This window comes from Porphyrobacter sp. MBR-155 (genome assembly GCF_040547625.1).
Taxonomy (GTDB): Bacteria; Pseudomonadota; Alphaproteobacteria; order Sphingomonadales; family Sphingomonadaceae; genus Erythrobacter.
The window spans coordinates 159,696-184,072 of record NZ_JBEPQB010000007.1; the positions used below are offsets into that span (position 1 = coordinate 159,696).

The 24,377-nt window shown below is 61.1% G+C and carries 23 protein-coding genes and 2 tRNA genes; 13 read left to right on the forward strand and 12 right to left on the reverse strand.

Features of this window, described 5'->3' with window-relative positions; translation table 11 throughout:
* The first annotated feature begins 10 nt into the window (after positions 1-10).
* Positions 11-688, forward strand: coding sequence for a Fe2+-dependent dioxygenase (locus tag ABIE62_RS09700; protein WP_354325572.1), 678 nt, complete (start codon positions 11-13; stop codon positions 686-688).
* Positions 689-1,175: 487 nt separating this feature from the next.
* Here ABIE62_RS09700 and ABIE62_RS09705 read toward each other — a convergent pair whose 3' ends face one another.
* From ABIE62_RS09705 to sppA, 4 genes are all read right to left on the reverse strand, one after another.
* Positions 1,176-2,015 carry a sterol desaturase family protein gene (locus ABIE62_RS09705; protein ID WP_354325573.1) on the reverse strand — a complete coding sequence of 280 codons (840 nt, stop codon included), beginning with the start codon at positions 2,013-2,015 and terminating at the stop codon, positions 1,176-1,178.
* The gene (locus ABIE62_RS09710) at positions 2,012-3,184 is read right to left on the reverse strand and encodes an acyltransferase family protein (RefSeq protein WP_354325575.1); all 1,173 of its coding nucleotides are present in this window, start codon (positions 3,182-3,184) and stop codon (positions 2,012-2,014) included. Before ABIE62_RS09710 ends, ABIE62_RS09705 begins: the two co-directional genes overlap by 4 nt.
* A gap of 206 nt (positions 3,185-3,390) precedes the next feature.
* Positions 3,391-3,465: transfer RNA gene (locus ABIE62_RS09715), tRNA-Val, on the reverse strand.
* 101 nt (positions 3,466-3,566) lie between these two features.
* Positions 3,567-5,471 carry a signal peptide peptidase SppA gene (sppA, locus tag ABIE62_RS09720; protein ID WP_354325576.1) on the reverse strand — a complete coding sequence of 635 codons (1,905 nt, stop codon included), beginning with the start codon at positions 5,469-5,471 and terminating at the stop codon, positions 3,567-3,569.
* 122 nt (positions 5,472-5,593) lie between these two features.
* On the opposite strand from sppA, the gene ABIE62_RS09725 reads away from it, so the two are divergent.
* Positions 5,594-6,613, forward strand: coding sequence for an aspartate carbamoyltransferase catalytic subunit (locus ABIE62_RS09725; protein ID WP_354325578.1), 1,020 nt, complete (start codon positions 5,594-5,596; stop codon positions 6,611-6,613).
* Positions 6,610-7,845 carry a dihydroorotase gene (locus ABIE62_RS09730; protein ID WP_354325579.1) on the forward strand — a complete coding sequence of 412 codons (1,236 nt, stop codon included), beginning with the start codon at positions 6,610-6,612 and terminating at the stop codon, positions 7,843-7,845. Before ABIE62_RS09725 ends, ABIE62_RS09730 begins: the two co-directional genes overlap by 4 nt.
* Before the next feature lie 170 nt (positions 7,846-8,015).
* Here ABIE62_RS09730 and ABIE62_RS09735 read toward each other — a convergent pair whose 3' ends face one another.
* The 3 genes from ABIE62_RS09735 to ABIE62_RS09745 form a co-directional block, all read right to left on the reverse strand.
* Positions 8,016-9,347 (reverse strand): tetratricopeptide repeat protein, encoded by a 1,332-nt coding sequence (locus ABIE62_RS09735; protein WP_354325580.1) that lies wholly within the window; start codon positions 9,345-9,347, stop codon positions 8,016-8,018.
* 66 nt (positions 9,348-9,413) lie between these two features.
* Positions 9,414-10,025 (reverse strand): type II toxin-antitoxin system HicB family antitoxin, encoded by a 612-nt coding sequence (locus ABIE62_RS09740; protein WP_354325582.1) that lies wholly within the window; start codon positions 10,023-10,025, stop codon positions 9,414-9,416.
* An 18-nt stretch (positions 10,026-10,043) separates the two neighbouring features.
* On the reverse strand, positions 10,044-10,766 hold the full coding sequence (locus ABIE62_RS09745) for an AAA family ATPase (RefSeq protein WP_354325584.1): 723 nt from the start codon (positions 10,764-10,766) through the stop codon (positions 10,044-10,046).
* 274 nt (positions 10,767-11,040) lie between these two features.
* Here ABIE62_RS09745 and ABIE62_RS09750 point away from each other — a divergent pair, with 274 nt between their 5' ends.
* The 5 genes from ABIE62_RS09750 to ABIE62_RS09770 all read left to right on the forward strand — a co-directional run bounded on the left by ABIE62_RS09750 (position 11,041) and on the right by ABIE62_RS09770 (position 15,182).
* Complete coding sequence (locus ABIE62_RS09750) at positions 11,041-12,057, forward strand: SPOR domain-containing protein (RefSeq protein WP_354325586.1); 1,017 nt, start codon at positions 11,041-11,043, stop codon at positions 12,055-12,057.
* A 129-nt stretch (positions 12,058-12,186) separates the two neighbouring features.
* Positions 12,187-13,485: a DUF418 domain-containing protein gene (locus ABIE62_RS09755; RefSeq protein ID WP_354325588.1), complete on the forward strand. Its 1,299-nt coding sequence runs from the start codon at positions 12,187-12,189 to the stop codon at positions 13,483-13,485.
* A 120-nt stretch (positions 13,486-13,605) separates the two neighbouring features.
* Positions 13,606-13,797 carry a (2Fe-2S)-binding protein gene (locus ABIE62_RS09760; protein ID WP_354325589.1) on the forward strand — a complete coding sequence of 64 codons (192 nt, stop codon included), beginning with the start codon at positions 13,606-13,608 and terminating at the stop codon, positions 13,795-13,797.
* Between the two features lie 148 nt (positions 13,798-13,945).
* Positions 13,946-14,428, forward strand: a complete 483-nt coding sequence (gene bfr, locus ABIE62_RS09765; protein WP_354325591.1) for a bacterioferritin — start codon at positions 13,946-13,948, stop codon at positions 14,426-14,428.
* 289 nt (positions 14,429-14,717) lie between these two features.
* A complete protein-coding gene (locus tag ABIE62_RS09770) occupies positions 14,718-15,182 on the forward strand; it encodes a hypothetical protein (protein WP_354325592.1) in 465 nt (154 codons plus the stop codon).
* 68 nt (positions 15,183-15,250) lie between these two features.
* Here ABIE62_RS09770 and ABIE62_RS09775 read toward each other — a convergent pair whose 3' ends face one another.
* From ABIE62_RS09775 to ABIE62_RS09785, 3 genes are all read right to left on the reverse strand, one after another.
* Complete coding sequence (locus tag ABIE62_RS09775; protein WP_354325594.1) at positions 15,251-15,742, reverse strand: DUF2721 domain-containing protein; 492 nt, start codon at positions 15,740-15,742, stop codon at positions 15,251-15,253.
* Entirely contained in the window at positions 15,742-17,157 is a 1,416-nt protein-coding gene (gene der, locus ABIE62_RS09780; RefSeq protein ID WP_354325595.1) for a ribosome biogenesis GTPase Der, read from the reverse strand. The genes ABIE62_RS09775 and der overlap by 1 nt, the downstream gene beginning before the upstream one ends.
* Before the next feature lie 66 nt (positions 17,158-17,223).
* Complete coding sequence (locus ABIE62_RS09785; protein ID WP_354325597.1) at positions 17,224-17,544, reverse strand: DUF3297 family protein; 321 nt, start codon at positions 17,542-17,544, stop codon at positions 17,224-17,226.
* Between the two features lie 136 nt (positions 17,545-17,680).
* Here ABIE62_RS09785 and ABIE62_RS09790 point away from each other — a divergent pair.
* Positions 17,681-17,765, forward strand: a tRNA-Leu gene (locus ABIE62_RS09790).
* An 80-nt stretch (positions 17,766-17,845) separates the two neighbouring features.
* A complete protein-coding gene (gene tig, locus ABIE62_RS09795; RefSeq protein WP_354325599.1) occupies positions 17,846-19,390 on the forward strand; it encodes a trigger factor in 1,545 nt (514 codons plus the stop codon).
* A 20-nt stretch (positions 19,391-19,410) separates the two neighbouring features.
* Here the strand turns inward: tig and ABIE62_RS09800 are convergent, their stop codons facing one another.
* A complete protein-coding gene (locus ABIE62_RS09800; protein ID WP_354325600.1) occupies positions 19,411-20,922 on the reverse strand; it encodes an amidase in 1,512 nt (503 codons plus the stop codon).
* Positions 20,923-21,076: 154 nt separating this feature from the next.
* Here ABIE62_RS09800 and ABIE62_RS09805 point away from each other — a divergent pair, with 154 nt between their 5' ends.
* The 3 genes from ABIE62_RS09805 (at position 21,077) to ABIE62_RS09815 (ending at position 23,649) form a co-directional block, all read left to right on the forward strand.
* Positions 21,077-21,781 (forward strand): ATP-dependent Clp protease proteolytic subunit, encoded by a 705-nt coding sequence (locus ABIE62_RS09805; RefSeq protein WP_354325602.1) that lies wholly within the window; start codon positions 21,077-21,079, stop codon positions 21,779-21,781.
* Between the two features lie 197 nt (positions 21,782-21,978).
* Positions 21,979-23,244: an ATP-dependent Clp protease ATP-binding subunit ClpX gene (gene clpX, locus ABIE62_RS09810; RefSeq protein WP_354325604.1), complete on the forward strand. Its 1,266-nt coding sequence runs from the start codon at positions 21,979-21,981 to the stop codon at positions 23,242-23,244.
* Positions 23,245-23,247: 3 nt separating this feature from the next.
* Positions 23,248-23,649: a hypothetical protein gene (locus ABIE62_RS09815; RefSeq protein WP_354325605.1), complete on the forward strand. Its 402-nt coding sequence runs from the start codon at positions 23,248-23,250 to the stop codon at positions 23,647-23,649.
* Positions 23,650-23,760: 111 nt separating this feature from the next.
* Here ABIE62_RS09815 and ABIE62_RS09820 read toward each other — a convergent pair whose 3' ends face one another.
* Positions 23,761-24,318: a fasciclin domain-containing protein gene (locus ABIE62_RS09820; RefSeq protein ID WP_354325606.1), complete on the reverse strand. Its 558-nt coding sequence runs from the start codon at positions 24,316-24,318 to the stop codon at positions 23,761-23,763.
* Positions 24,319-24,377 lie beyond the last annotated feature (59 nt).

Below are 24,377 nucleotides of genomic sequence, written 5' to 3' on the forward strand. Positions count from 1 at the left end.
CCTGCTTCTCATGATCCTTGTCATCAATGCGCTCAGCAATGTTGAACACCTTGCCGCCTTGCGCGCGCGCATCGACCTGCTCGAATGGCGCGACGGGCGTGAGACGGCGGGCGGGGTTGCGCGTCAGGTGAAGCGCAACCTGCAAGCCGCGATGGGCACCACCGCCGGGCGCCGGGTGCAGGATGAATTGCTGCCGATCATCGCCGAAAACACTGTGATCAAAGCCGCAGCCCAGCCCCGGCGGTTCTCCCCGCTGATTATCAGCAAGACCGAGGTTGGCGGGCAATATGGCGCGCATGTCGATAATGCGCTGATGGGCAAAGGCTCCGCGCGCCTGCGCACAGACCTGTCGTTTACATTGTTTCTCACCCCGCCCAGCGAATATGATGGCGGCGAGCTGGTGATCCATGCGGCGGGCATGACCCAGGAAGTGAAGGGTGAGGCCGGCCATCTGGTGCTGTATCCGTCGGCCAGCATTCACGAGGTAAAGCCTGTCACACGCGGCACAAGGACCGTGTGCGTCGGGTGGATCGAAAGCGTGATCGCCGATCAGGCGCAACGCGACATGCTGTTCGATCTTGAAAACCTGCGCACTGTGCTGCGCCAGACGCTGCCCCTGCAATCGGCCGAACTGCTGACGCTCGACAAGACGATCGCCAACCTGTTGCGAATGTGGGCGCGCGCCTGAGCGTTTGGGCGAAGAGGTGTGCGAGGCAGTCGCTGGCGATGCGGATCGCAACGGCATAATCACAAAGCGCGCTCGGCATGCCCGTGCCGATGATCCGCAGGTTCGCTGCTCCTCTTCGAGGTGCCGATTGCCGAGCACTGGGTTCGGTTTGGGCAGATGTGCCGCATCGAACGAGGGAAGGAGCTCTGGGTGGACGTGTTCCGCAACGCGCCGGGGACCCACGACGCCAAGCACCTAATGACGAAAGAGCAGCACGGTGCCTTCGGCTTTATGTTGCTGGCGACCGATTGAGCGAGCGGCCGCGAAACTACCGCAAGCGCCGGGATGTATTCGACGATTCGGTGGAGACGGTGACGCGGCCGTGTCTCCGCTACCGTAGGCCCATCGAGAGCGAGGGGCCGCACCATCGCTTGTGCTACGGGTGCGCGAATAGCGACGTGAGCCCCTATGCGGTATGATGGCGATAGTCCGCTTTTCTCTTCAGCAGTCAATCTTGCGCGGGTTGTTCAGCCGAAGGCTTCAAAGTGCCAGCATTGACGGTTTTTGACGCTTTTAATGGTATGAACGGATAGGCAAGTGAAGCTAGGAATGTGGTCGGCACTGGATCGTCCACTCCATATTTTGGTGGACTTGTTTTCTCTTCCATTATTGCGGTGCCGAAAAGTAGGTCCCAAACTGGCAATTGGCCGGTGAAGTTCTTGTCATAGGCCTCCGCCACATTCGCGTGATGCCAATGATGGAAGGTGGGAGTCAGATATAGCCAGCGAAACGGTCCCCAGCTAACCTTGATGTTCGAGTGCTTTAGCAGCGAATGCCATGAGAATTGCGCGCTGAAGAGGAGCACCGCAGCAGCGCCGAAATCAAATAGGATAGCTAGGATAATGGCTCCGGAATTGGTGATGGCGGTATCGATAGGATGCGTCCTATGCGCAGCGATCCAGTCCATCTGCCGGATCGAATGATGGATGGAGTGGAATTTCCAGAGAACCGGGAATGTATGGAACAGGCGGTGCGCCCAGTAATAATAAAAATCCGCTGCGATGATCAGCAGTATCACGCGCGCCCAGAGAGGTTGCGACCGAACGAAAGCCTGCGCTGATTCGGGAATGAGGTTCCCTAAGAGGCCCACCACGAGGCTGATGTACAGACCTGCTAGGAGCATGATCATCAGCGCGCCCAGAAGCATATAAAGCAGATCAAGGCTGAGGTTTTCGCGAATGAACTTCTCACGCTTCACGCGCGGTAGGATGTGCTCAAGCGGCAAGAAAATCATCGCCGCACTGAGCAGAAACAGGATATGGTCTGCATAATTGTCGAGGAAGGTCATGGTGCAACCGCTTCCTTTGCTTCGAAACCGCCGGAGGTCCGAACCCTTTTGTTCGCGCGGTTCTTAATGATCAGGAACGGCTTTTCTATGCCGAAATGTAGAAGAATTGCTGCGGTATAGGCCAGCAGCAGATAAATCGCCCAAAACACGAGCGGATGCTGCTGCTGGCTCAAATAGGTTGCCATCGGGATTAGCGGAAAATGGACGAGATAGAGCGCATAGCTCAGACGCGCGTTCGTTCTAAAGAAAGGTTCTAACTTTAGTTTCTCGCCGTCCAGCGATGCGGCGCAAAGCAGCATGATGCCGAACAGCAACGCGAATATCGTTGGTTGCAACCATGCATCGTATCCGGTGATGCTGGCATAGAAATCATGCGAGCCGAGGACGAGCAGTAGGGCGCCGCCGCTTGCGGCCAGTCCGATGCCGGCGTTCGCCTTCGAGATCGACCAGCCCTTTGAAAGGATGAGCGCCGCCATGATGCCCACGACAAACCCTTCTAGCGACATGTGGAAAGGGCTTCGTAAAAGGTAGAAGAACTCCTCATAGCTAATCGGCTGATCGACGGCGGCCAAAGCCAATCCCCGACAAATGGGAGAGATCAGCAGCAGCGACGAACCCAATAATGCGCATTGGGTGATCGTCCTTGCCCTAACCATGAGTAGAATCACAAACGGCGCGAGAATGTAGAACTTCTCCTCGACACCAAGCGACCAGAAGACGACGTTGATGTCGGACCCGGTGTAATCCTGTAGGAACAGAAGGTGCGCGATAAAGCTTTCGCCGGGGGCGGAGCTGCTAATCGAGAAGCCCGGGAAGAAGCCCAGCATGCAGAGCAGCAGCACGACGTAGTAGGCCGGCACAATGCGTAAAATGCGGTCTCTGAAATACGCCGTGGGCCAAAGGGTTTTCCGCACTTCAAATCGCCGGATCAGTGCGCTGGCGATCAGATATCCCGAAAGGACAAAGAACAGGTCGACGCCAATCCAGCCATTGGCAAAAACATTGGAAAGAAAGTCACCCGATGGGGCCTGGCCTTCAATGCGCGAGCCATGCCTAAGCAAGACCAGAAATATCGCAAGTGATCGCAGCAGATCGAGCCACGGATTGTGACGATCTTGCTTCGCGAAAGAGAAATATTTGGCCCCCGTATATCGCATGATTCCCCGCAAAGGGATTTTCCCTAGGCTCCCTAATCCCGAGGGAATCGAATTTTGTCAACGTAGGTAATTGTCGCAGAGGCGCTGTGTCCCGCTCTAAGTCGCTTCTTAGATTCTCCGTTGAACATTTTCTGATCGGGGCCGAGGCGTTAAATACCCCTGCCGCTACACCTCGCGGGGTTAGTGGCATCATCTTTCCATATAGGTGTCTGAAAAGATGGTGGGCGCGACAGGGATTGAACCTGTGACCCCACCCGTGTGAAGGGTGTGCTCTACCGCTGAGCTACGCGCCCGTCCTCGGGGCCGAACAGCCCGGACAGGGGAGCGCCTTTACTGAGCGCCCACGCGCTTGGCAAGCGTTGCCGCTGGCTTCGCTTGGAATTTCTAATGGACCTTATGGCGCTGCCATCCATGCCAGCAAATTGAACAACGTGCTTTGATACTCGCGGCTGGTTTTCTCACGCCGGGATGGCGCGCTGACGCTCTCTGGGCATTCAAGGCAATAGGCCTGAATGCCGCCTGTGCCGAGCAACCGCTGTGCATCGCGCGTCAGACGGGCGGCGAGGTCGCCATTTCGCCGTGCGGTAAGGGCGAACATATCACCGCCCTGTGTCACCGGTGCTTTTGCCGCGTTGCTTGTCACCAACTGGCGGATCAGCGAATCGTAATTCTCGGCCTTGTCGCCAAGGAAAACCGGGTGCCATTCGCCCTCTTTCGCCCCTGCCTTGGCAGCGGCCCATGCCAGCGCATCTTGTAGCCCGCCAAACTCATCGACCAAGCCAAGCTGGCGCGCGGTGCCGCCATCCCATACGCGCCCGCCCGCGATGGCATCGACCTTGTCGACTGGCATCTTGCGCGCCTTTGACACCAGATTGAGGAAATCCGTGTAGCTTCCTCCGATCGAGGCTTGCAGGATCGCATCCATTTCTGGCGAGAAACCCGCGATGAAATCGGGTTGGCCGGACAGCGGCGTGGTGCGGACACCGTCCGCCGTGACCCCAAGGCGTGCGGCGCTTTGTTCAAAGGTCGGCACAACCGCGAACACCCCGATTGAACCGGTGATGGTTTCCGGCTGGGCAAAGATGCGGTCGCTCGACATCGATACCCAGTAACCGCCGCTTGCCGCGATGTTGGCGAAAGAGACGGCGACCGGGATCTTGCGGTCGCGGTGGCGCTGAATTGCTCGGCGGATTTCTTCCGAAGCGGTCACCGATCCGCCCGGCGAATCGACCCGCACCACCAGCGCGGCCAGATCATCGTCGAGCGCTTCGTCAAGAATGTCAGCGATGCGGGTACCCCCGGCAACGCCCGGCCCGGCCTCACCATCGACGATATCGCCTGCGATCGTGACGACGCCGATCGCTTTGCCCGCAGTGTCAGCGCCGACAGCGGCGAGGAATGCACCAAGGTCGCTTGCGGCGAAGCTGCCCGGCTTTTTGCTCCAGGTGTCCTTGCCCGCGATTTCGGCAACCCGTGCGCCGAATGCGGCGCGGTCGCCCAGCTTGTCGACCAGCCCGGCGGACAGCGCCGCCTTGGCCAGATCGCCGCCTGCACTGTCGATCCAGCCGACCGGGTCGCTGGTCACGCGGGCCAGCGCCAGCTTGGGGCGGGCCTTTTTCACATTGGCCTGCCATTCTTCCCACAACGCGCTGTAAACGCCGCCAACATTCGCGCGCGCTTCATCCGACATCGAGCTGCGCGAATAGGGCTCCACCGCCGATTTGAAATCGCCCGCACGGTAAACCCGGGCGTTGACGCTGAGTTTTTCGAGCAGTCCGGCGTAATAGAGATTGCTGCCGCCCGGCCCGGAAATTACCGCCAGCCCCTGCGGATCGAGCCACACCTCGCTGGCATGGGCGGCCAGCAGCAGGTGATCATCGGCATAGCCAAGCGCGTAGGTCAGCACCGGCTTTTTCGTCTTGCGCACCCGGTCCATCGCTTCACCGATTTCGGTGAGGTGCACCTGACCGCCGCCTAGAAACGTAGTGAGATCAAACACTACCGCCTTGATCCGATCGTCGCTCGCCGCCGCGTCGAGCGCGCGGACGAGATCACGGGCGCGGTATTCTTCGATCGGGGCACTGCCGGAAAGCAGCGCGGCGATGGGGTCAATTGCCGATTTTTCCTCAACCACCACCCCGCTAAGCTCGATCAACAGCGCGCCATCGCGAACCTGGCCGGGGCTGGGACGGGCCGAGAGGATGCCAAACAGCGCGACAAAGAACAGCAGCATGAACATGAGAACGAGAGCGTCCTTGATCCCGACGAGAACCTTCCACACTTTGCCGACAAAGCTCATTCAATCGTCCCTTTTTTCACGCTAGGCTGCTATCTAGGCGCTGATGCTGGCAACTTCCACGGGAAAGCGCCGCAGGAATGGGTTGAGCAGCGCACGACGCTCGACTAGGGGCTTGGTTCACGATGGATGCGCGCGATCATTCCCCCGCCACGGGCCGCTTTCCAGCGGGGAGGCTGGCGTTTCCGCATCGTGATCTGACCGCCATCGGCCAATTGCAGCGCCACGAAATTCTCTATCTGCTGCATGAGGCCGATCAATGGGTCGCGCTGAACCGGCAGAGCGCCAAGCACACCGATCTGCTGAGCGGCCTGACCATCATCAACGCCTTCTTTGAAAACTCCACCCGCACGCTGTTGTCGTTCGAGATCGCGGGAAAGCGGCTGGGGGCGGACGTGGTCAATATGCACGCCGCCACATCAAGCGTGAAGAAGGGTGAGACGCTGATCGATACCGCGATCACGCTTAATGCGATGCGCGCCGATGCGATTGTCATTCGCCACGGATCGTCGGGCGCAACCGGGCTGATTGCTGACAAGGTCGATTGCCCGGTTCTGAACGCGGGCGATGGCAGCCACGAACACCCCACGCAGGCGCTGCTCGATGCGCTGACATTGCGCCATGCCCTGCGCGAACGGGGCGATGGGGCGGAGGACTTCACCGGGCTGACAATCGTCATCTGCGGCGACATCCTGCATAGCCGGGTGGCGCGATCGAACATCCTGTGCCTGACCGCTCTTGGTGCCAATGTCCGGGTGTGTGCGCCGCCTGCGCTGATGCCCGCCGGGATTGAAGCGATGGGGGTGGAAGTATTCCACCACTTCGACGCCGCGCTTGAAGGCGCAGAGGTGGTGATGATGCTGCGCCTGCAATCCGAACGGATGAGCGGGCAATTCGTCCCCTCGGCGCGCGAATATCGCCATCTCTACGGGCTGACAGCCGAGCGGCTGGAGCGCGCTGCGCCCGGTACGCTGGTGATGCACCCCGGCCCGATGAACCGCGGGGTGGAGATCGATAGCGAAGTCGCCGACATGGCAGGGCGGTCGCTGATCACCCGGCAGGTGGAAATGGGCGTCGCGATCCGCATGGCGTGCCTCGACATCCTCACGCGGGAAGCGCGCGGGCTGGAGGGCTGGAGGGCATGAAGCAGGCGCGGCCTTTCACGATCACCAACGCGCAGATGGTCACCCCCGACGGTTTGGTGCACGGCGCGATCCGCTGCGCTGATGGCGTGATTATGGCGGTCGATGCGGATGTGAGTGCGCAAGATAGCGACGAGGTGATCGATGCGCGCGGACGGCTTGTCACCCCCGGTCTGGTTGATCTGGGCGTGTTCGCGGTCGACAAGCCCGCGTTTCATTTTGGCGGGATCACCCGCGCGGCGTTGATGCCCGATCAATCCCCGCCGCTCGATCTGCCGAGCCGGGTCAACTTCATCGCCAAAAGCGGCAAGCCCGATTTGTGGGTGCACCCGCTGGCTGCGGCAACGCGCGGTCTTGAGGGACGCGAGCTGGCGGAAATCGCGCTGATGCAGGATGCGGGCGCGCGCGGGATTGCCACCGGGCGGGGCTGGATCGCGGATTCAGGCGTGATGCTGCGGCTGTTGCAATATGCAGCGATGCTCGATCTGGTGGTGGTCACCCATGCCGAGGACGGCGGGCTGACCGGAGCAGCGGCGGCGACCGCTGGCGAGATTGCCACGCGGCTGGGCCTGCCCGCTGCGCCTGCCGAAGCCGAAGCACTGGCGATTGCGCGCGACATTGCGCTGGCTGAACTCGCAGGGGCGCGGTTGCATATCAGGCAGGTGACGACCGCGCGGGGCTTTGCGCTGGTCAAGGCGGCCAAGGCGCAGGGCGTCTCAGTGACCTGCGGGATCACGCCCGCGCATTTCATGCTGTCGGATCTTGCGACCGCCGATTTCCGCACCTTCACCCGTCTGTCGCCGCCTTTGCGCAGCGAGGCAGACCGGCAGGCGGCGTTGAGCGCGATTGCGGACGGCGTCGTTGATGTAATCGCCAGCGGCCACGATCCGCGCGGGGCCGAAGATAAGCGTCTGCCATTCGCCGATGCCGCGCCGGGCATGGCCGGGGCCGAAACGCTGCTGCCGTTAACGCTAACATTGGTGCGCGACGGGGTGATCGACATGACCCGCGCTTTTGATCTCCTCGCCCGCAATCCCGCGCGGTTGCTGGGCGTTTCAGCGGGCGAACTGGCGGCGGGGCTGGAGGCTGACCTTGCGCTGATTGATCCCGAAGCGCCGTGGATCATCGACCGCCGCAAGATGGAGGCCACAGCCGACAACACCCCGTTTGACCGGCAGGGGGCACAAGGCCGGGTGCTGCGCCTGTGGAAGGGCGGCGTTGCGTTAAGCGCATAAGAAAAACTCCCGGAAAGCGCGGAGCCTTCCGGGAGGAGTTTCGCTGACTGTTTCCAGGGACCGCTTTATACCAAAGTGCGATGAGCCCCGCCGCATCGGACTTTGGTTAAGCCCGTGCGGCGTTTGAGCATCTCCAGCGCGTGATGCAGCAGCATCTTAGCTCGCTGGAATTAGCGTGCGCGCGATGCCATCCGCACGTCGCGCTTTACCGCGCCAGCAGGTGGGCTTGATGCGGCATAGGCAAAGCAGCCGCGCCCAGCCGACTTGACCGATGAACACAGGCTTTGCGCGCTCTTCGGGCCAAAGCCTTCGGCAGCGACGCGCCAGAAATTGCGCCCGTTCACCACCGCTTCGGTGATGACGAGATTGTGGTCCTTCAATTCGGGGAACTTGGCCTTGAGCACAGTCCAGCCGCGTTCAGCCTCAACCTTGCTGCTGTAGGAACCAAGCTGCACGAGATGCGAGGCTGCGCTCTTGTCGCTGGCGACTGGCGCGGGGGCGGCAGTCGCGGCCATGCGGCGCTGCGATGATGCAGCGGCCATGCGGGGGGCAGAGCGCGGGGCTGTGCGTTCGGCGCGGGCGGGCAATTGTTGCACCACCGGTCTCGAAACATAGCTGATGCGCGATGCGGGCCGAGATGCAGGGGCGTCTTCAAAGGCCTGAGCAAAGGTGGCGACCGGGGTCGGTTCTGCAGCGAGGGCGGGGGTGGGGGCTTCGGCGACCATTTCCGTTGGCGCTTGCGTAGCGGCCTCGGCAAACATCATCGCGTCGCTCGGGAAATTGGCGAGCGCAAGGCGCTGCGGCTGGCCTGCATCCATCTGCGGGGTCACATCCAGCAGGCTGGCAACGCGTTGCCGAAACTGTTCGGGCGCGGACATTGCGGCCCATTGGGTGAGGCGCTGGTCGAGCTGGTCAGCCGGGACATCTTCTGCCGCCATCACCCGCGCTGCACGCCAGTTGCCGGCAAGCGCATAGGTGTAGGCAAGGTTCTGGCGCAGCTTGGGCGAGACTTGGTCGCTGGCGCGCACGGCATTGATCAATACATGCACGCCACGTTCGGGTTCACCAGCCAATGCAAGCGCCAGTCCAAGATCAGCCGGATCGATCAGGTTGGCATATTCATCCAGCACTGCCGATGCCGAACGGCCTTCGCCCAGCGCAATCTTGGCGAGTGCGAAGCTTAGCACGGTGCGCGGGTTTTCATCGCCGAGATCAAGCGCATCGCCAAAGCTGGTTGCTGCCGACTGGAAACGCCCTGCCTCCATATAAGAAGCGCCCAGCAACGCGCGATAACCCGGGTTGCGCGGCTCGGCCAGCACAGCAGCTTCGGCGTGGGCAATGGCCTTGTCGACCTGGCCTTTGCCGAGCGCGTTCTGCGCGCTGGCGAACGACATGTCGGCCTTGGGCGCGGCCGAGGTGGTGCACCCCGCCAGCGCCAACCCTGCGAGCGCGGTCGAGACGGCAAGCGCGATACGCGGTGCTTGTCTGATGCTGCGGTCCATTGTCATTTCCCCGTTTTATTCTGCTGGTTCATTGTGTGGTTGCATGGGTGCGTGGTTGGTGCGCGGTCAGTGGCGTTTGAGGTGTTTGGCGATCACATCAAGCTCATCGACTTCGGCAAGCAATCTATCGAGCGCTTCGGTCACCAGCACTTGCGCGCTGATACCCTGCATGGTCGCGGCAAGACGCAGTTTCAGGTGGCGTTCCGCATCAAGCCGCAGGGTGAAAGCAGCGCGGCGACCTGATTGAGCCGCAGGAGTGCGTGGTTTCGATGTCGCGGCTGCAAGCACGGCAACTGGCGCTGCCCTGGAGAAGTCGGGTTCGTAACCGTCATCCTCGTTGTCGCAGTCAGGATTGCTGTCGTCCGGGCCGGTCATAGCAGCATCGGCGAGCACCCGTTCTTCGAGTCGGCGCTGATGGCGACGTATGATCGGGCCGGGGGTGTGTGTGACACCATTGGCTGTAATGTCGGCGTTGATCGGCACGATGTCGGCGCCGCCGTCGCCCTCGTGCCCGCCCATGTCGTTCCAGCCGAGGTCTTCGAGCTGGTCGTCGGGCAGCGCGGCGAGCGCTGAACCGTCTTGCGTCAGCGGTGCAAGCTGCGGGCGCATGGCTGGCTTTGCGCCACCCTTGCGGGCGAGCAAGGTCGGGCTGAGTGAGGCGAAACCGGGTTCGGACATAGCCTTGGCCCCCTTCGCTTACTGCGCTACCCGGCGGCCGAAACCACCAGCGGGACGCGGCACGCCGCCCATCTGCTGCGCCTGGCCATTGGGGGCCGGAGCAAACACGGTGCGACGGAAATTCTTTTCAAGCCGATCGGCAATGTAGCGCCACAAAGCCGTGATCTCGGCCGCGCTGCGGCTTTCGGGATCGACTTCCATCACCGTGCGCCCGTCGATCATCGAGGCGGCGAAATCGGTGCGGTGGTGGAGTGTGATCGGCGCCACGGTGCCGTGCTGTGACAGCGCGACCGCAGCTTCCGAAGTGATTTTGGCCTTGGGGGTGGCGCCATTGACGACAAACACCAGCGGCTTGCCCGCGCGTTCGCACAGGTCAACCGTTGCCCCAACAGCGCGCAAATCGTGCGGCGAGGGGCGAGTCGGCACGACGATCAATTCCGCCACACCGATAACCGACTGGATCGCCATCGTGATGGCCGGAGGTGTATCGATCACCGCCAGTTTGAAGCCCTGCTGACGCAGCACCTGCAAATCATTGGCTAGCCGCGATACGGTGGTTTGCGCGAAGGCGGGATATTCCGCCTCCCGCTCGTTCCACCAATCGGCGAGCGAACCTTGCGGGTCGATGTCGATCAGCACGACCGGGCCAGCGCCTGCGCGCTGGGCCTGGACGGCGAGATGTCCGGACAGGGTGGTCTTGCCCGATCCGCCTTTCTGCGATGCCAAAGCGAGTACACGCAACGCTTGGGTCCCCCTGGGTTGATCCGCTGCGGGCCGCCCTATTGCGGAACCTGACAACGGCTGGATGACCACGGGATCGCAGGATACCCCTAATTTTGGGTTAAGATCGGACGCCGGAGTGCAATCCAATTGGTTGGCGTTGCACAATTCCATCGTGTCCGGGCGAGGCCTCAATGCATTGCAACGGTTTGCTAACCATGTTTGGATTATGAGGAGGGCCATCGATCATGCCGCATCGCACGCAGCATCGCACAAGGCGGAAACAAGAGCACGGATGATGAAATCGAAGGTCACACAGAACATTGCAGGCATATCTGCCCGCACAGGGTTGAGCATCGCCGCATTGGCGCTGTTCGCTGGCCCGGCGTTGGCGGATGTCAAAGCAGGGGTCGACGCTTGGACAGCGGGCGACTTTACCCGCGCGGTTGCTGAATGGCAGGGCCCCGCGGCGGCTGGCGATGCCGATGCGGTGTTTAATCTGGCGCAGGCCTATCGCCTTGGGCGCGGGGTCGAGGCTGATAATTCCCGCGCGCGCCAGCTCTATGAAGAGGCAGCCCGGCTTGGCCATATCAAGGCTGCCGACAATTACGGGCTGATGCTGTTTCAGGAAGGCGAGCAGGAAAAGGCCATGCCGATGATCCGCGCCGCATCCGATCGCGGCGATCCGCGCGCGCAATATGTGCTTGGTCTGTCGCACTTCAATGCGGATTATGCCCCGCTCGATTGGGTGCGCGCCTATGCCTTGATGACGCTGGCGAATAGTGCGGGCCTGCCGCAGGCGCGCGATGCACTGGCACAGATGGATCAATATGTGCCCGCCGCTCAGCGCAGTCAGGCGCAGTCGCTCGCGCGGGAGTTGGAGGCTGGCGCAAGGGTGCAACGCGCGGCTGAACTCGCTGCGGCTGAACTCACAATGCGCCCGCCGGTGATTGCGGCTGCAAACCAGCCCGCCGCGCAACCTGCACACAGAACAACGCTGGCAGCGGCTGCCCCGGTTGCTGCTGCCGCACCTGCGCCCAAGCCCGCTGCGCGCCCGCAACCTGTTGCTGCGACCAAGCAGGGCACATGGCGGATCCAGCTGGGTGCTTTCGGGGTTGCGGCCAATGCCGATCGTATGTGGAACCAGCTTTCGGGCAATGCGGCGCTGGCCGGCACCAAGAAGACGCTTGTGCCCAGCGGCAAAGTCACCCGCCTGCTCGCCACCGGCTTTGCCAGCAAGGCCGAAGCCGCCCGCGCCTGTGCCGCACTTAAGCGGCAAGGAAAGGCCTGCCTTGTGGTGGGACAGCGTTAGCGCCCTGACCCCGTGCGCGCGACAACATCTGCACCGCGTCCCGCGCTGCTTGATCAAACGCAAAGGTCGCGCTTCCCAAGACCCCGAAATTTGCTAGTCTCCCGCAACATGGGGGGCGGGGGATCAGCGATGGATAACACTTTGAGCGGGCGCGGAGCAGCGGGCATTCACCCCGATGGGGCTGCTGCCATCGCCCCGGTCGCCAGCGGAGAGCGGATAGACACGCTTGATTTCATTCGCGGATTGGCGGTGATGGGCATTCTGGCTGCGAATATCATCGCCTTCGGTCAGCCGTTTGAAGCTTACATGTATCCTTCCGCGTTCCTGACCGATCCGGGTGATCCGAACGGTTGGATGTGGATCGCGCAGTTCGTGGCCATTGATGGCAAGATGCGCGGATTGTTCACCCTGCTGTTCGGCGCGGGGATTTATCTGTTCATGGAAAAAGCCTGGGCACGCGGCGCAACGCGCGGGCTTCAGGCATGGCGGCTGGCGATCCTGATGGTGTTCGGGATGGTGCATTTCTTCTTCATCTGGCCGGGCGACATCCTGTTTTACTACGCATTGTTCGGCTTTGTTGCGCTCGCTTGCCTCAAGTGGAGCATCAAGACGCAGCTGTGGGTCGGGCTGGCAGGTTATATGCTGGGCGTGCTGATCTACGCCGCGATGTTCACCACGACCTGGGCGATCGCCGATACGTCGTTCGGCGAAATCAGCCCCGAACTGGCGGAAGCGCGCGCCGGGATGATCGCTGGTATTGATGAAGCGCTGGCTCACGGCGATGTGCCCAACGCCGCCATTGCCGCTGGCGATTACGGCACGCTGGTGATGCACCGCCTGACCGAGCAATGGAACGAACCGCTGAACAATGCGCTGCTGTTCGGGTTGGAGACATTGCCACTTATGCTGATCGGGGTGGCACTATATCGGCTAGGCTTTTTCAACGGAGCGATTGGCCGCGCCAAGCTGTTGCGTTGGGGCTGGATCGGCGTGATCGCGGGCGGGTTGGCGCATCTGGCGATTGGTTTGGTGGTGCAGGCCGGGGGCTTTACGTTCTATGGAACTCTCGCCGCCTATATCGGATGGAGCCCATTGCCGCGCTTGTGGATGATTTTGGGGCTGGCGGCATTGCTGGTGGCCTATGCACCGTCAGCGACAGGCTGGCTGGGTGAGCGCATTCGCGCTGCGGGCCGGGCGGCGTTTACCAATTACCTCGGCACCTCGATCCTGATGATGCTGGTGTTCCACGGCTGGGCGCTGGGGTTGTTCGGGGAATTAAATCGCCCGCAGTTGTATATCGTGGTGGTGCTGGCCTGGGCGGTGATGCTGGCATGGTCAAAGCCGTGGCTTGACCGCTTCCGTTACGGCCCGCTCGAATGGTTTTGGCGGAGTCTGACCTATCGCACCGTTTTTCCGTTGCGAAAATGAGCGAGGATATCGCATCGCGGTGGCGGTGCGGAAATCAATGACTTCAAAAACGCCTTGTTATTGAGAATAATTCGCATACATTCGCTTCTGCAAACGCTTCGCAGGAGTGATTCGGCGGCCATGTATATCTGCATCTGCAATGCAATTCGCGAAACTGACCTGCGCAAGGCCGCGCTTTGTTGCAAGGGCGACGCTGAAGCGACTTACGCGAGCCTCGGCAAGCGCCCCAATTGCGGGCAATGCCTTGAGGAAGCGCAACAAATCATCGATGCGGAACGCGCTGCTGCGTCTTGCGAGGTGCTCGCAGGATAGCACGCGCTATTTGTGATTGCGAATACCTCGCAAACTTTTGATTCATAACGAAAAGTATCGGACCGCCCCTTGCGGACACACCCTTGCAGCGTCTATTGTTAATGCAACGCCGAAGAGGCGCATTGATCTATCGCAAGGAGTAACCGCCATGAAGGGCGACCCCAAAGTCATCGACTATCTCAATCAGGCGCTCACCAACGAGCTGACGGCGATCAACCAGTATTGGCTGCATTACCGCGTGCTCGACGATTGGGGCGTGACCCGGCTCGCCGCTTATGAGCGCAAGGAATCGATCGAGGAAATGGAGCACGCCGACAAGCTCGCGGCGCGCATCCTGTTCCTTGATGCGCTGCCCAATTTTCAGGCGATCCACAAATTGAAGGTGGGCGAAAATGTCGAGGAAGTGCTCAAGGCCGACCTCGCGCTTGAGAATGAAGCGATCCCGCTGTTGCGCGAAGCAATTGCGCATAGCGAAAGCGTGCGCGACTATGTCAGCCGCGATCTGTTCGCCCACATCCTCGACAACGAGGAAGAGCATGTCGATTTCCTCGAAACCCAGTTTGACATGATCAAACGCATGGGGCTGGAAAACTACGTGCAATTGCAAAGCAAACCAGCGGGCGAAGGCTGAAAGCTGATTGCAGGGTAATCTGCAAACGCAATTTTGAGCGGCCCGTAACGATAGTTGCGGGCCGCTTATTCGTTCACAAGTCATTTTCGAACGAATTGACGTTTTTTTGACGTTTCAAGGCTGGTGCAGCGTTTGACTTGGCAAGTGTGCTTCCACATTATTGTTCCCGGGGGGAGTGGATCAACGTGGTTTGCTGATCAGTGTCGCGCCTTGTGATATGAGGCTGCGATGCTTCCCGATCATCGGGGCGCCTTCCTTTGCTAACATACAAGCAAAGAGGGGATTACCAATGAACGCGATTATCAAGACGATCAGTGGCGGCATTGCTGCGGCCACACTGGCGATGGCGGTTCCGGCGGCCGCGCAAATGGAGCTTTACGAGAATTACCAACCGGCTGACGAGGTTGTCGAACTGACCTTCGTCAAAGTCGACGCAGGCCAGTTTGAAACCTATCTGGAAGGCCTCAAGTCGACGTGGGTCGCGGCCAACGAGGTGCAGAAGAAACTGGGCTATATTTCAAGCTATGCGATCTACGAGGTTCCCTATGGGGAAAACGAATTCAATGTCGTCCTGCGGGTGACTTTCCCGAACACGGAAATGACCGGCCCCAACAAGGCGCGCTATCTGAAATTCCTCGAAGAATACGGCAAGGCCAATTTGGACCAGTCGAACAAAACGGTGTTGGAGCTGTATAACCGGATCCGCACGATCCAGGCGGTTCATGTCCTGCGCGAAGTCAAGATGATCAAGTAATGAGTCTCCGCTGACGCCGCAAAAAAGGCAGGGCCGCCAAAGCTCTGCCTCTTTTGCGTGTCAGCCTGCTAATCCTTCGGCGCCTGCGCGCCGATGGCCGCCAGCCGCGTTTCCAGCAGGAAAAACGCAAGCCCTGTCACCAGCAGCACCATCGTCAGCACCCATAGCCCGGCAATCAGCGTGCCGATCTGCGATGTGATATAGGCTGAGATGAACAACATCCCGATCACCAGGCTGATCATCACTGCCGCTGCGGTTGAGAACAGAATCGCGCCCTGCGCCAGCTTGCGCCGCCGCATCAGCCAGCCGTGCTCGCGCGCTTGCCTGGGGGTGCGCTGTTCCTCCAGCTTGTCCTCGATCCGTTCGATCCGCTGGGCGATCCAGATCATCCGGCTCATGATGACATTCATCACCGCGCCGATGCCGGATAGCAGGAATGCAGGCGCGAGGCTCAACTGCACCACTTGTTGAACGCGTGGGGTGGAGGCGGTGCGTTCGAATATCTCCAGCGCAAACGGCATGCGCACATCAGCGGCAACGGCAAACAGGTCGAACATCATCAACCGTCCTTGGCGTAGGGGTTCTTGTTGCTTTTCAACGTCACGCGCACCGGCACCGCATCAAAGCCGAGCTTCGCGCGTATGCCGTTGATGAGGTAACGTTCGTAACTGGTGGGCAGCATATCCAGCCGCGAGCCAAAGATGACAAATCGCGGCGGGCGCGTGCCAGCCTGTGTAATATAGCGCAGCTTGATCCGCTTGCCACCCGGTGCGGGCGGGGGGTTGGCCTCCAGCGCATCGTCGAACCAGCGATTGAGCGCGGCGGTGGATACCCGCTTCGACCAGCTATCGCGCAGCTCGAACGCGCCGGATAGCATCTGATCCAGCCCCTTGCCGGTCTTGGCGCTGACCGCGAACAGCGGAAGCCCGCGCACCTGCGCCAGCCCATCATCCAATGCGCCGCGAATGCCGTTGAACAGGCTGCTGGCACCTTCCGCAACGTCCCACTTGTTGATCGCGATCATCAGCGCGCGGCCTTCTTCGAGCACCAGTGAGGCGATCTTCAAATCCTGATGCTCCAGCCCCTGCGTGGCATCGAGCAACAGCACCACAACTTCCGCAAAATCAACCGCGCGGCGGGCATCAGCGACCGAGAGTTTTTCCAGCTTTTCTGTGACATTGCGTTTTTTGCGCATCCCGGCGGTGTCGATCAGGCGGATGTCACGCAGTTCGCCGGTCTTGGGATCGGTCCACTGCCAGTCGACCGCAATCGAATCGCGGGTGATCCCGGCCTCAGGCCCAGTCAGCAACCGGTCTTCACCCAGCAGGCGGTTGATCAGCGTGGATTTGCCCGCATTGGGCCGCCCGACAATGGCGAGTTTCAGCGGCCCGGCGGGGCGATCACCCTCGTCCATCGCAGCGGCGTAGGCAGCTTCGATTTCCTGCGCTTCTTCGAACAGATCGGCCTTGTTGCCGATGATCGGAAACAGCCCGCCGAACAAATCGGCAATGCCTTCACCGTGTTCAGCCGACAGCGGCACCGGATCGCCAAGGCCGAGCGCATAGGATTCGAGCACGCCGTGTTCGCCCGCCGAACCTTCGGCCTTGTTAGCCACCACCACCACCGGCACTTCCTGTTCGCGCAGGTAGCGGCCGATTTCCTCGTCCAACGGCGTGAGACCAGCGCGCGCGTCGATCACGAACAACGCCGCGTCCGCGCCATCAAGGCTGGCCTCGGTCTGCACCCGCATCCGGCCGGGAAGGGTGTGGATGTCGTCATCCTCCCATCCGGCGGTATCGACCACGGTGAACTGCAGGCCGGCAATATCCGCATCGCCCATCCGCCGATCACGCGTCACCCCCGGCTGATCATCGACCAGCGCGAGTTTCTTGCCCACCAGCCGGTTGAACAGCGTGGACTTGCCGACATTGGGGCGGCCGATAATGACGACAGTGGGTTTTTGGGGCGAGGACATGATCGCCGCCAAGTGGGCGCAAATGCGCTGGTTTGCAAGCGGTGCGGGCGCAGCCCTGCCTATGCCTTAACCCTTGCGGACGACGGGTGGGTTTTCGCCCAAATCTTCGTACCACGCTTCGACCGGGCCAGTCAGCTTGATCGTCAGCGGCTGGCCCTTGCGATCAAGGCTCTTGCCCGCCTGCACCCGCACCCAGCCTTCGGACACCGAATATTCCTCGATATCGGTGCGCACGCGGTCTTTGAACCGGATGCCGACGCCGCGTTGCAGCTTTTCGGAATCGAAGAATGGGCTTCGCGGATTCACCGACAGGTGATCGGGCGGAACGTCTGCGCCAGCGGCGGAGCGGGTGGTTTCGGGTGCGGGTTTGGGGGTTTCATCGTTCATGCGCCCGCCCTTAATCGGCAATCAGCAAGCCTTCAAGCGTGTTGCGCTTGCCCTTTTGCGCGGAGCGGGATAGAGGCGCTCGCTAATACGCGCGGGGTGCCTTAGCCGGTTTCCCCGCGCGGCTTCGTTCGGGCATGCGGGCGTGGCGAAATTGGTAGACGCGCCAGATTTAGGTTCTGGTATCGCAAGATGTGGGGGTTCGAGTCCCTTCGCCCGCACCAAATTCGCCCCGAACCGCACTCGTCACGGATGGGGCCGCACCCACGAAAATTTTTGGCAAGAAGGCTTCAGACCAGTCACCATGCAGACCAAGCAGACCGTCAACGAAGGGCTCAAGCGCGCCTATCTCATCACGATCCCCGCCGCCGATCTCACCGCGAAGATCGACGCCGAGATCAAGAAGGTGGCCCCGCAAGTGCGGATGCCCGGCTTCCGCCCGGGCAAGGTGCCCGCTAACCTCGTCAAGAAAATGCACGGCGAGGCCCTGCATGGGCAGGTGGTGAACGACACGATCCGCGAATCGGTCGATCAACTGTTGCGCGATGAAGCGCTGCGTCCCGCGATGCAGCCCGAAATCGGCCTCAATGAAGATTATGCGGAAGGCAAGGACGCGCAAATCAGCGTCAGCCTAGAAGTGCTGCCGACCATTGATGCGCCGAGCACCGATGGCCTCAAGCTGGAAAAGCTGGTGGTGCCAGTGACCGACGCTCAGATTGACGAAGCGCTGGCGGGTATCGCGGGCCAGAACAAAAGCTACAAGGACGCGGCCAAGACCAAGAAAGCGGCGGACGGCGACCAACTGATCATCGATTTCGTCGGCAAGCTGGACGGCGTCGAATTTGACGGCGGCAAGGCCGAAGACGCGGCGCTGGTGCTGGGTTCGGGCACCTTCATCCCCGGCTTTGAAGACCAGCTGGTGGGCGTGAAGGCAGGGCAAGAAAAGACTATCACCGTTACCTTCCCGGCTGAATATCAGGCCGAACATCTGGCAGGCAAGGAAGCGACTTTCGACATCACCGTCAAAGCGGTGAAGGTCGAAACCGAAACCCAGATTGACGAAGATTTCGCCAAGAACCTTGGGCTTGATAGCCTTGAGAAGCTCAAGGAAATCATGAAGGCGCAGCTGGAACAACAGACCGCTGGCCTGACCCGCACCCAGATGAAGCGCGCGCTGCTCGATCAGCTGGCTTCGGGGCACAGCTTTGAAGTCCCCGCCACGATGGTTGAGGCTGAATTCGCGCAGATCTGGGCGCAGTTGCAGCAAGAAGCCGCCAATGATGAGGATGCCGCGGCGGCGCTCAAGCAGATCGAGGACGAGAAGGACGAATACAAGGCGATTGCGGAACGCCGCGTGCGTCTGGGTCTGCTGCTGTCCGAAATCGGCCAGGCGAACGGCGTTGAAGTGACCCAGCAGGAAATGGGGATGCTGGTTCAGCAGGCGGCTGCGCAATACCGCGCCGAGGATCGTGAACGGTTCATCCAATACATCCAGTCCGAACCGATGGCCGCCGCCCAACTGCGCGCGCCCTTGTATGAAGACAAGGTGGTCGATTTCCTGTTCGACAAGGCCGAGGTTACGGAACGCGAAGTGACCGTTGAGGAGCTTCAGGCCGCGATCGAAGCGGAAGAAACCGCGCCTGCGCCTGCGCCGAAGAAAGCCCCGGCCAAGAAGAAAGCTCCGGCGAAAAAAGCTGAAGCCAAGGCAGACGTTCCCGCTGAGGAAAAGCCTGCCGCCAAGAAGGCCCCTGCGAAGAAGGCAGCCGCAAAGCCTGCGGATGCTGAACCCGAAGCCAAGAAGCCTGCGGCAAAGAAGGCTCCGGCCAAGAAGCCTGCGGCTAAAAAGTAATTAGCGCCCGCGCGGGGGGATCATTCCCCTGCTGGTTCCCACCGCTTGAACGAAGGCGCGGGCAGTTTCGCTGTCCGCGCTTTTTCGTAGGCCGCGCCCGCTTTCAGCACCGCGTGATCCTCCCACTTGGCACCAAGGATGCTGAGGCCCACCGGTAAGCCCTCAATCGCGCCCATCGGCACAGTCAGATGCGGATAGCCCGCAATCGCCGAAGGGCTGCCGAACCCGATCGAGCCATTGAAATTGTCGCCATTGACCAGATCGCTCACCCAGGCAGGGCCGCGTGTGGGGACGACGAGGAATTGCACGTCATTGTCCGCCATCAGCTTATCGAGCGTTTCCGGGCCGGCGATCCTTAGCGCATTGACGCGTGCAGTTTCGTAGGCTGCGCGGTCGGTGGTGGCTTCGGCCAGTTCGAACAATTCCTGCCCGAACCAGCGCATTTCCGTGTCGGCGTTCGCGGTGTTGAATGCGATCAGATCGGCGAGGCTGCGCGGGGTCGCGCCATCCTTGAACGCGGGGATTGAGGCGAGATATTTGCCCATTTCCTCGCGCAGTTCGAACATCATTACGGTGAAGCTGTCACCAAACATCTGACGGTTCGGTTCAAAACTGATGTCCACCAGCACCGCGCCCGCGCGTTCCAGATCGGCGAGTGCGGTGTTGAACACCGCGGCCAGATCAGCGCGGTTGCCAACAGAACCGCGCATCACCCCGATCCGTACGCCTTGCAGCGAAAACGTATCAAGGCCCGCTGTGTAATCGGCCACCCGCCTGGCCTCCAGCGTGACCAGATCGGCGGGGTCTTCGCCTGCGATGGCGTTCAGCAGCAGCGCCGTATCATGGACGGTGCGGGTCATCGGCCCGGCGGTGTCCTGCGTGCTTGAGATCGGCACAATGTGGGTGCGGCTGACGATCCCGACGCTCGGTTTGAAGCCGACGACGCCGTTGATGGATGCAGGGCAGGTGATCGATCCGTTGGTTTCGGTGCCAATCGCCCCCCACGCAAACCCCGCCGCAACCGCCGCCCCGCTGCCAGCCGACGAACCGCAGGTGTTGCGATCAATCGCGTAAGGGTTGCGGGTGAGCCCGCCAATCGCGCTCCACCCGCTGGTAGAATTGTTCGAGCGGATATTGGCCCATTCGGAAAGGTTGGCCTTGCCCAGCACCACGCCTCCCGCGCGGCGCAGGTTGGCGATCAGCGGCGCATCACGGCCGGTCATGTTGCCTTGGAGCGCCAGTGACCCTGCGGTGGTGGCGAATTCGCGCGTTTCGATATTGTCCTTGATCAACACGGTGCGTCCGGCCAGCGGCGTCCCTGCCTCGGCGGCGGCTTTGGCGAGAGCGGGTGCTTCGGGGTTGTAGGCGATCACCGTATTCAGCATCGGCCCGGCATCATCCAACGCTGCGATCCGGGCAATCTCAGCCTCGACCTGCGCGGCGGCATCCTGACCCGGATCGGCCAAGGCAGAGGTTGCGGCGGTGGCGAGCAACAGGGCGAGGCCCAAACGGGCAATGGCGTGGTTGGTCATAGGGTGAGAGTTTGCCACGTCTGCGCGCCGCGACAAGAGGTAAAACGCTCTGCTAACCTCGGCAAATTCACAGGCGGCGTGGTAAACGCACTTGAAATTGCCCCCCCGCCTCCGACATAGCCGTATCGGCACTTACGAAGGACACGCACCTCTCATGATCGATCTGTTCGGCAATTCCGGCGAAACCTATGGCTCCCAGGGCCAGTTCACGCGCGATCCCTATACCGGCGCGCTGGTGCCGGTGGTGGTCGAACAGACCAGCCGGGGCGAACGCAGCTTCGACATTTTCAGCCGCCTGCTGCGCGAACGTATCGTGTTCGTTACCGGGCAGATCGAAGACGGCATGGCCTCGCTCGTGACCGCTCAGCTGTTGTTCCTCGAAAGCGAAAACCCGTCAAAGCCGATCAGCATGTATATCAACTCGCCCGGCGGCGTGGTGACGGCTGGCCTGCAGATTTACGACACCATGCAATATATCAAGTCGCGCGTGTCGACCGTTTGCATGGGACAGGCTGCCAGCATGGGCAGCTTCCTGCTTGCTGCGGGTGAGCCGGGGATGCGGATTGCGCTGCCCAATGCGCGGATCATGATCCACCAGCCTTCGGGCGGGGCGCGCGGGATGGCGTCGGATATCGAGATTCAGGCACGCGAAATCCTGCGCATCCGCTCGCGCATGAACGATCTTTACGTGAAGTTCACCGGCCGCAGCTTAGAAGAAATCGAAAAGGCGATGGACCGTGACACCTTCCTTGAAGCCGAGGAAGCCAAGGCGTTCGGCTTGGTTGACAAGGTGTTCGAAACCCGGCCCGAAACCGAGGAAAACGGCGGCGAAGAAGGTTCGGGCGGCGCGCCGGAGTAAGGGCGCATAGTTCACCTGCACCGGGGTGGGACAAGCGCGGCAGGGGCGCATTTTTTCCGCCGCTTCGCGTCCGCCTGCGCTATGGTGACGAAACGAATTCTTGCGTCATGTGTTGATTCATCTGGTGCGAGCGATACATTTGACGAATCTGCTGCGCGCGCGACGGCGCGCCGTGCGGCGGATTTGAGGACACAGGAATGACCAAATTGAGCGGATCTGACAGCAAGAGCACCCTCTATTGCAGCTTCTGCGGGAAGTCGCAGCACGAGGTGCGCAAGCTGATCGCTGGCCCCACCGTGTTCATCTGCGATGAATGCGTAGAGCTGTGCAACGACATCATCCGCGAAGAAACCAAGGCGGGGATTGCTGGCAAGAAAGACGGCGAAATCCCCACGCCGATGGATATTTTCACCACGCTCAATGATTACGTCATCGGGCAGGATCGGGCCAAGCGCGTGCTCGCGGTCGCGGTGCACAACCACTACAAGCGGCTGAAACATTCAGGCAAAGCGGGCGATGTTGAACTCGCCAAGTCAAACATCCTGCTGGTTGGCCCCACCGGTTCGGGCAAGACGCTGCTGGCGCAGACGCTGGCGCGCACCTTCGATGTGCCCTTCACAATGGCCGATGCCACCACGCTGACCGAAGCGGGTTACGTGGGCGAAGACGTTGAGAATATCATCCTCAAGCTGCTGCAAGCATCCGATTACAACGTCGAAAAAGCGCAGCACGGGATCGTCTATATTGACGAGATCGACAAGATCACCCGCAAGGCGGAAAACCCTTCGATCACCCGCGATGTTTCGGGCGAAGGCGTGCAGCAAGCGCTGCTCAAGCTGATGGAAGGCACCACGGCTAGCGTGCCGCCGCAGGGCGGGCGCAAGCATCCGCAGCAGGAATTCCTGCAAGTCGATACCACCAACATCCTGTTCATCTGCGGCGGCGCGTTTGCCGGGCTGGACAAAATTATCGCTGACCGCCTGCAAAAGCGTTCGATCGGGTTTGGCGCGCACGTCGCGGATCCGGACAAGCGCCGCGTGGGCGAACTGCTGGAAAAGAGCGAGCCGGAAGATCTGCTCAAGTTCGGCCTGATCCCTGAATTCGTCGGCCGCCTGCCGGTGATCGCCACGCTGCACGATCTTGATGTCGATGCGCTGGTGACGATCCTGAACGAGCCGAAGAATGCGCTGGTCAAGCAGTACCGCAAGCTGTTCGAGCTGGAAGACGTGGAGTTGACCTTTACCGACGATGCGCTGCGGGCGATTGCCGAACGCGCGATCCTGCGCAAAACCGGCGCGCGCGGCCTGCGTTCGATTGTCGAAGGCCTGCTGCTCGATACGATGTTCGACCTGCCGGACATGGACGGCGTCACCGAAATCGTGATCGACAAGGACGTGGTCGAAGGCAAGAAAGACCCGATCCGGGTGATCGGCGGGGAAGAGAAGAAGGAAGAAGCGGCGTAGCCAGTGCGCGCCGCGCTTCTTTCGCTGCTTGCCGCGCTCGCTGCGACCATCGTTCCAATAGCGGCCTCATCCGAGCAGGCAGAGGCCGAACCGGAAAAGCCGCGGCTCAATTGTCAGGCTGGCCCAGTGGAGCGCTATTTCGACGGCGTGCAATGGAATGTTTTCGCCTGTGACGATGGGGCCAGCATTGTCGTGGTCACTGGCCCGAAGTCGCCGAGCGACCTCAGTTTCTATTTCATCATTTATCCCAAGGACGGAACCTACAAGCTCCATGGCGAGGGTAATGGTGACAAGGACTTGACCCGCCCTGCCTATGAGGCGCTGTCTGCAATGTCCGATGATGATTTTCGCGCGCTTCATGCCGAGGCGACTGCGGTGGTGCGGACGGATTCGCCATATTCCTGATGCTCTAAACAAACCCCCGTCCAGCCTTAGAGGAAAGGCCGAACGGGGTCGGTTGCAGCGCCGTCCCGGTGGGAGGGGATGGGGGATTTGGGGCAGCGCTATTTCGTCCGATTATGCGGGCAGGAACACGCCATCGGTAACGTGGATCACACCGTTTGATGTCATGACGTCGGCGGTCGTGACGGTGGTCTTGCCGCCTGCGGCATCGGTAATCACGACCTTGCCGTCCACCAATTGCGCCGTCAGCGTGCCGCCTGCGACAGTGGTGATGGTGGCGGAGCCGCCGTTCGCGTTGATGAGGCCGATCAGATCACCCGCAGTCACCTTGCCCGCCACCGCGTGGTAGGTGAGGATGCCGGTCAGCGTGCCCTTGTTTTCAGGCTTCACCAGCGTTTCAACCGTGCCTGCAGGCAGCTTGGCAAAGGCGGCGTCGGTCGGCGCGAACACGGTGAACGGGCCGGGGCTGGAGAGGGTTTCAACCAGACCCGCAGCCTGCACTGCGGCGACCAGCGTATTGTGCGCGCCGGTGCTGATTGCGGTTTCGACGATATTGGCTTCAGCCTTCGTTGCGGCCTTGTGATGATCGGCCAGCGCAGGCGCGGCGACAAGGCCGGTGGTCGCGGCCAGCGCGGCGGCGATGATGGCTGCAAATTTGGTCTTGGGGGTCACAGTAAGGATCTCCTTTAAGGGGAATGTCACGTCTGCAAGCCCTTTCGCTTGCCCCCAAG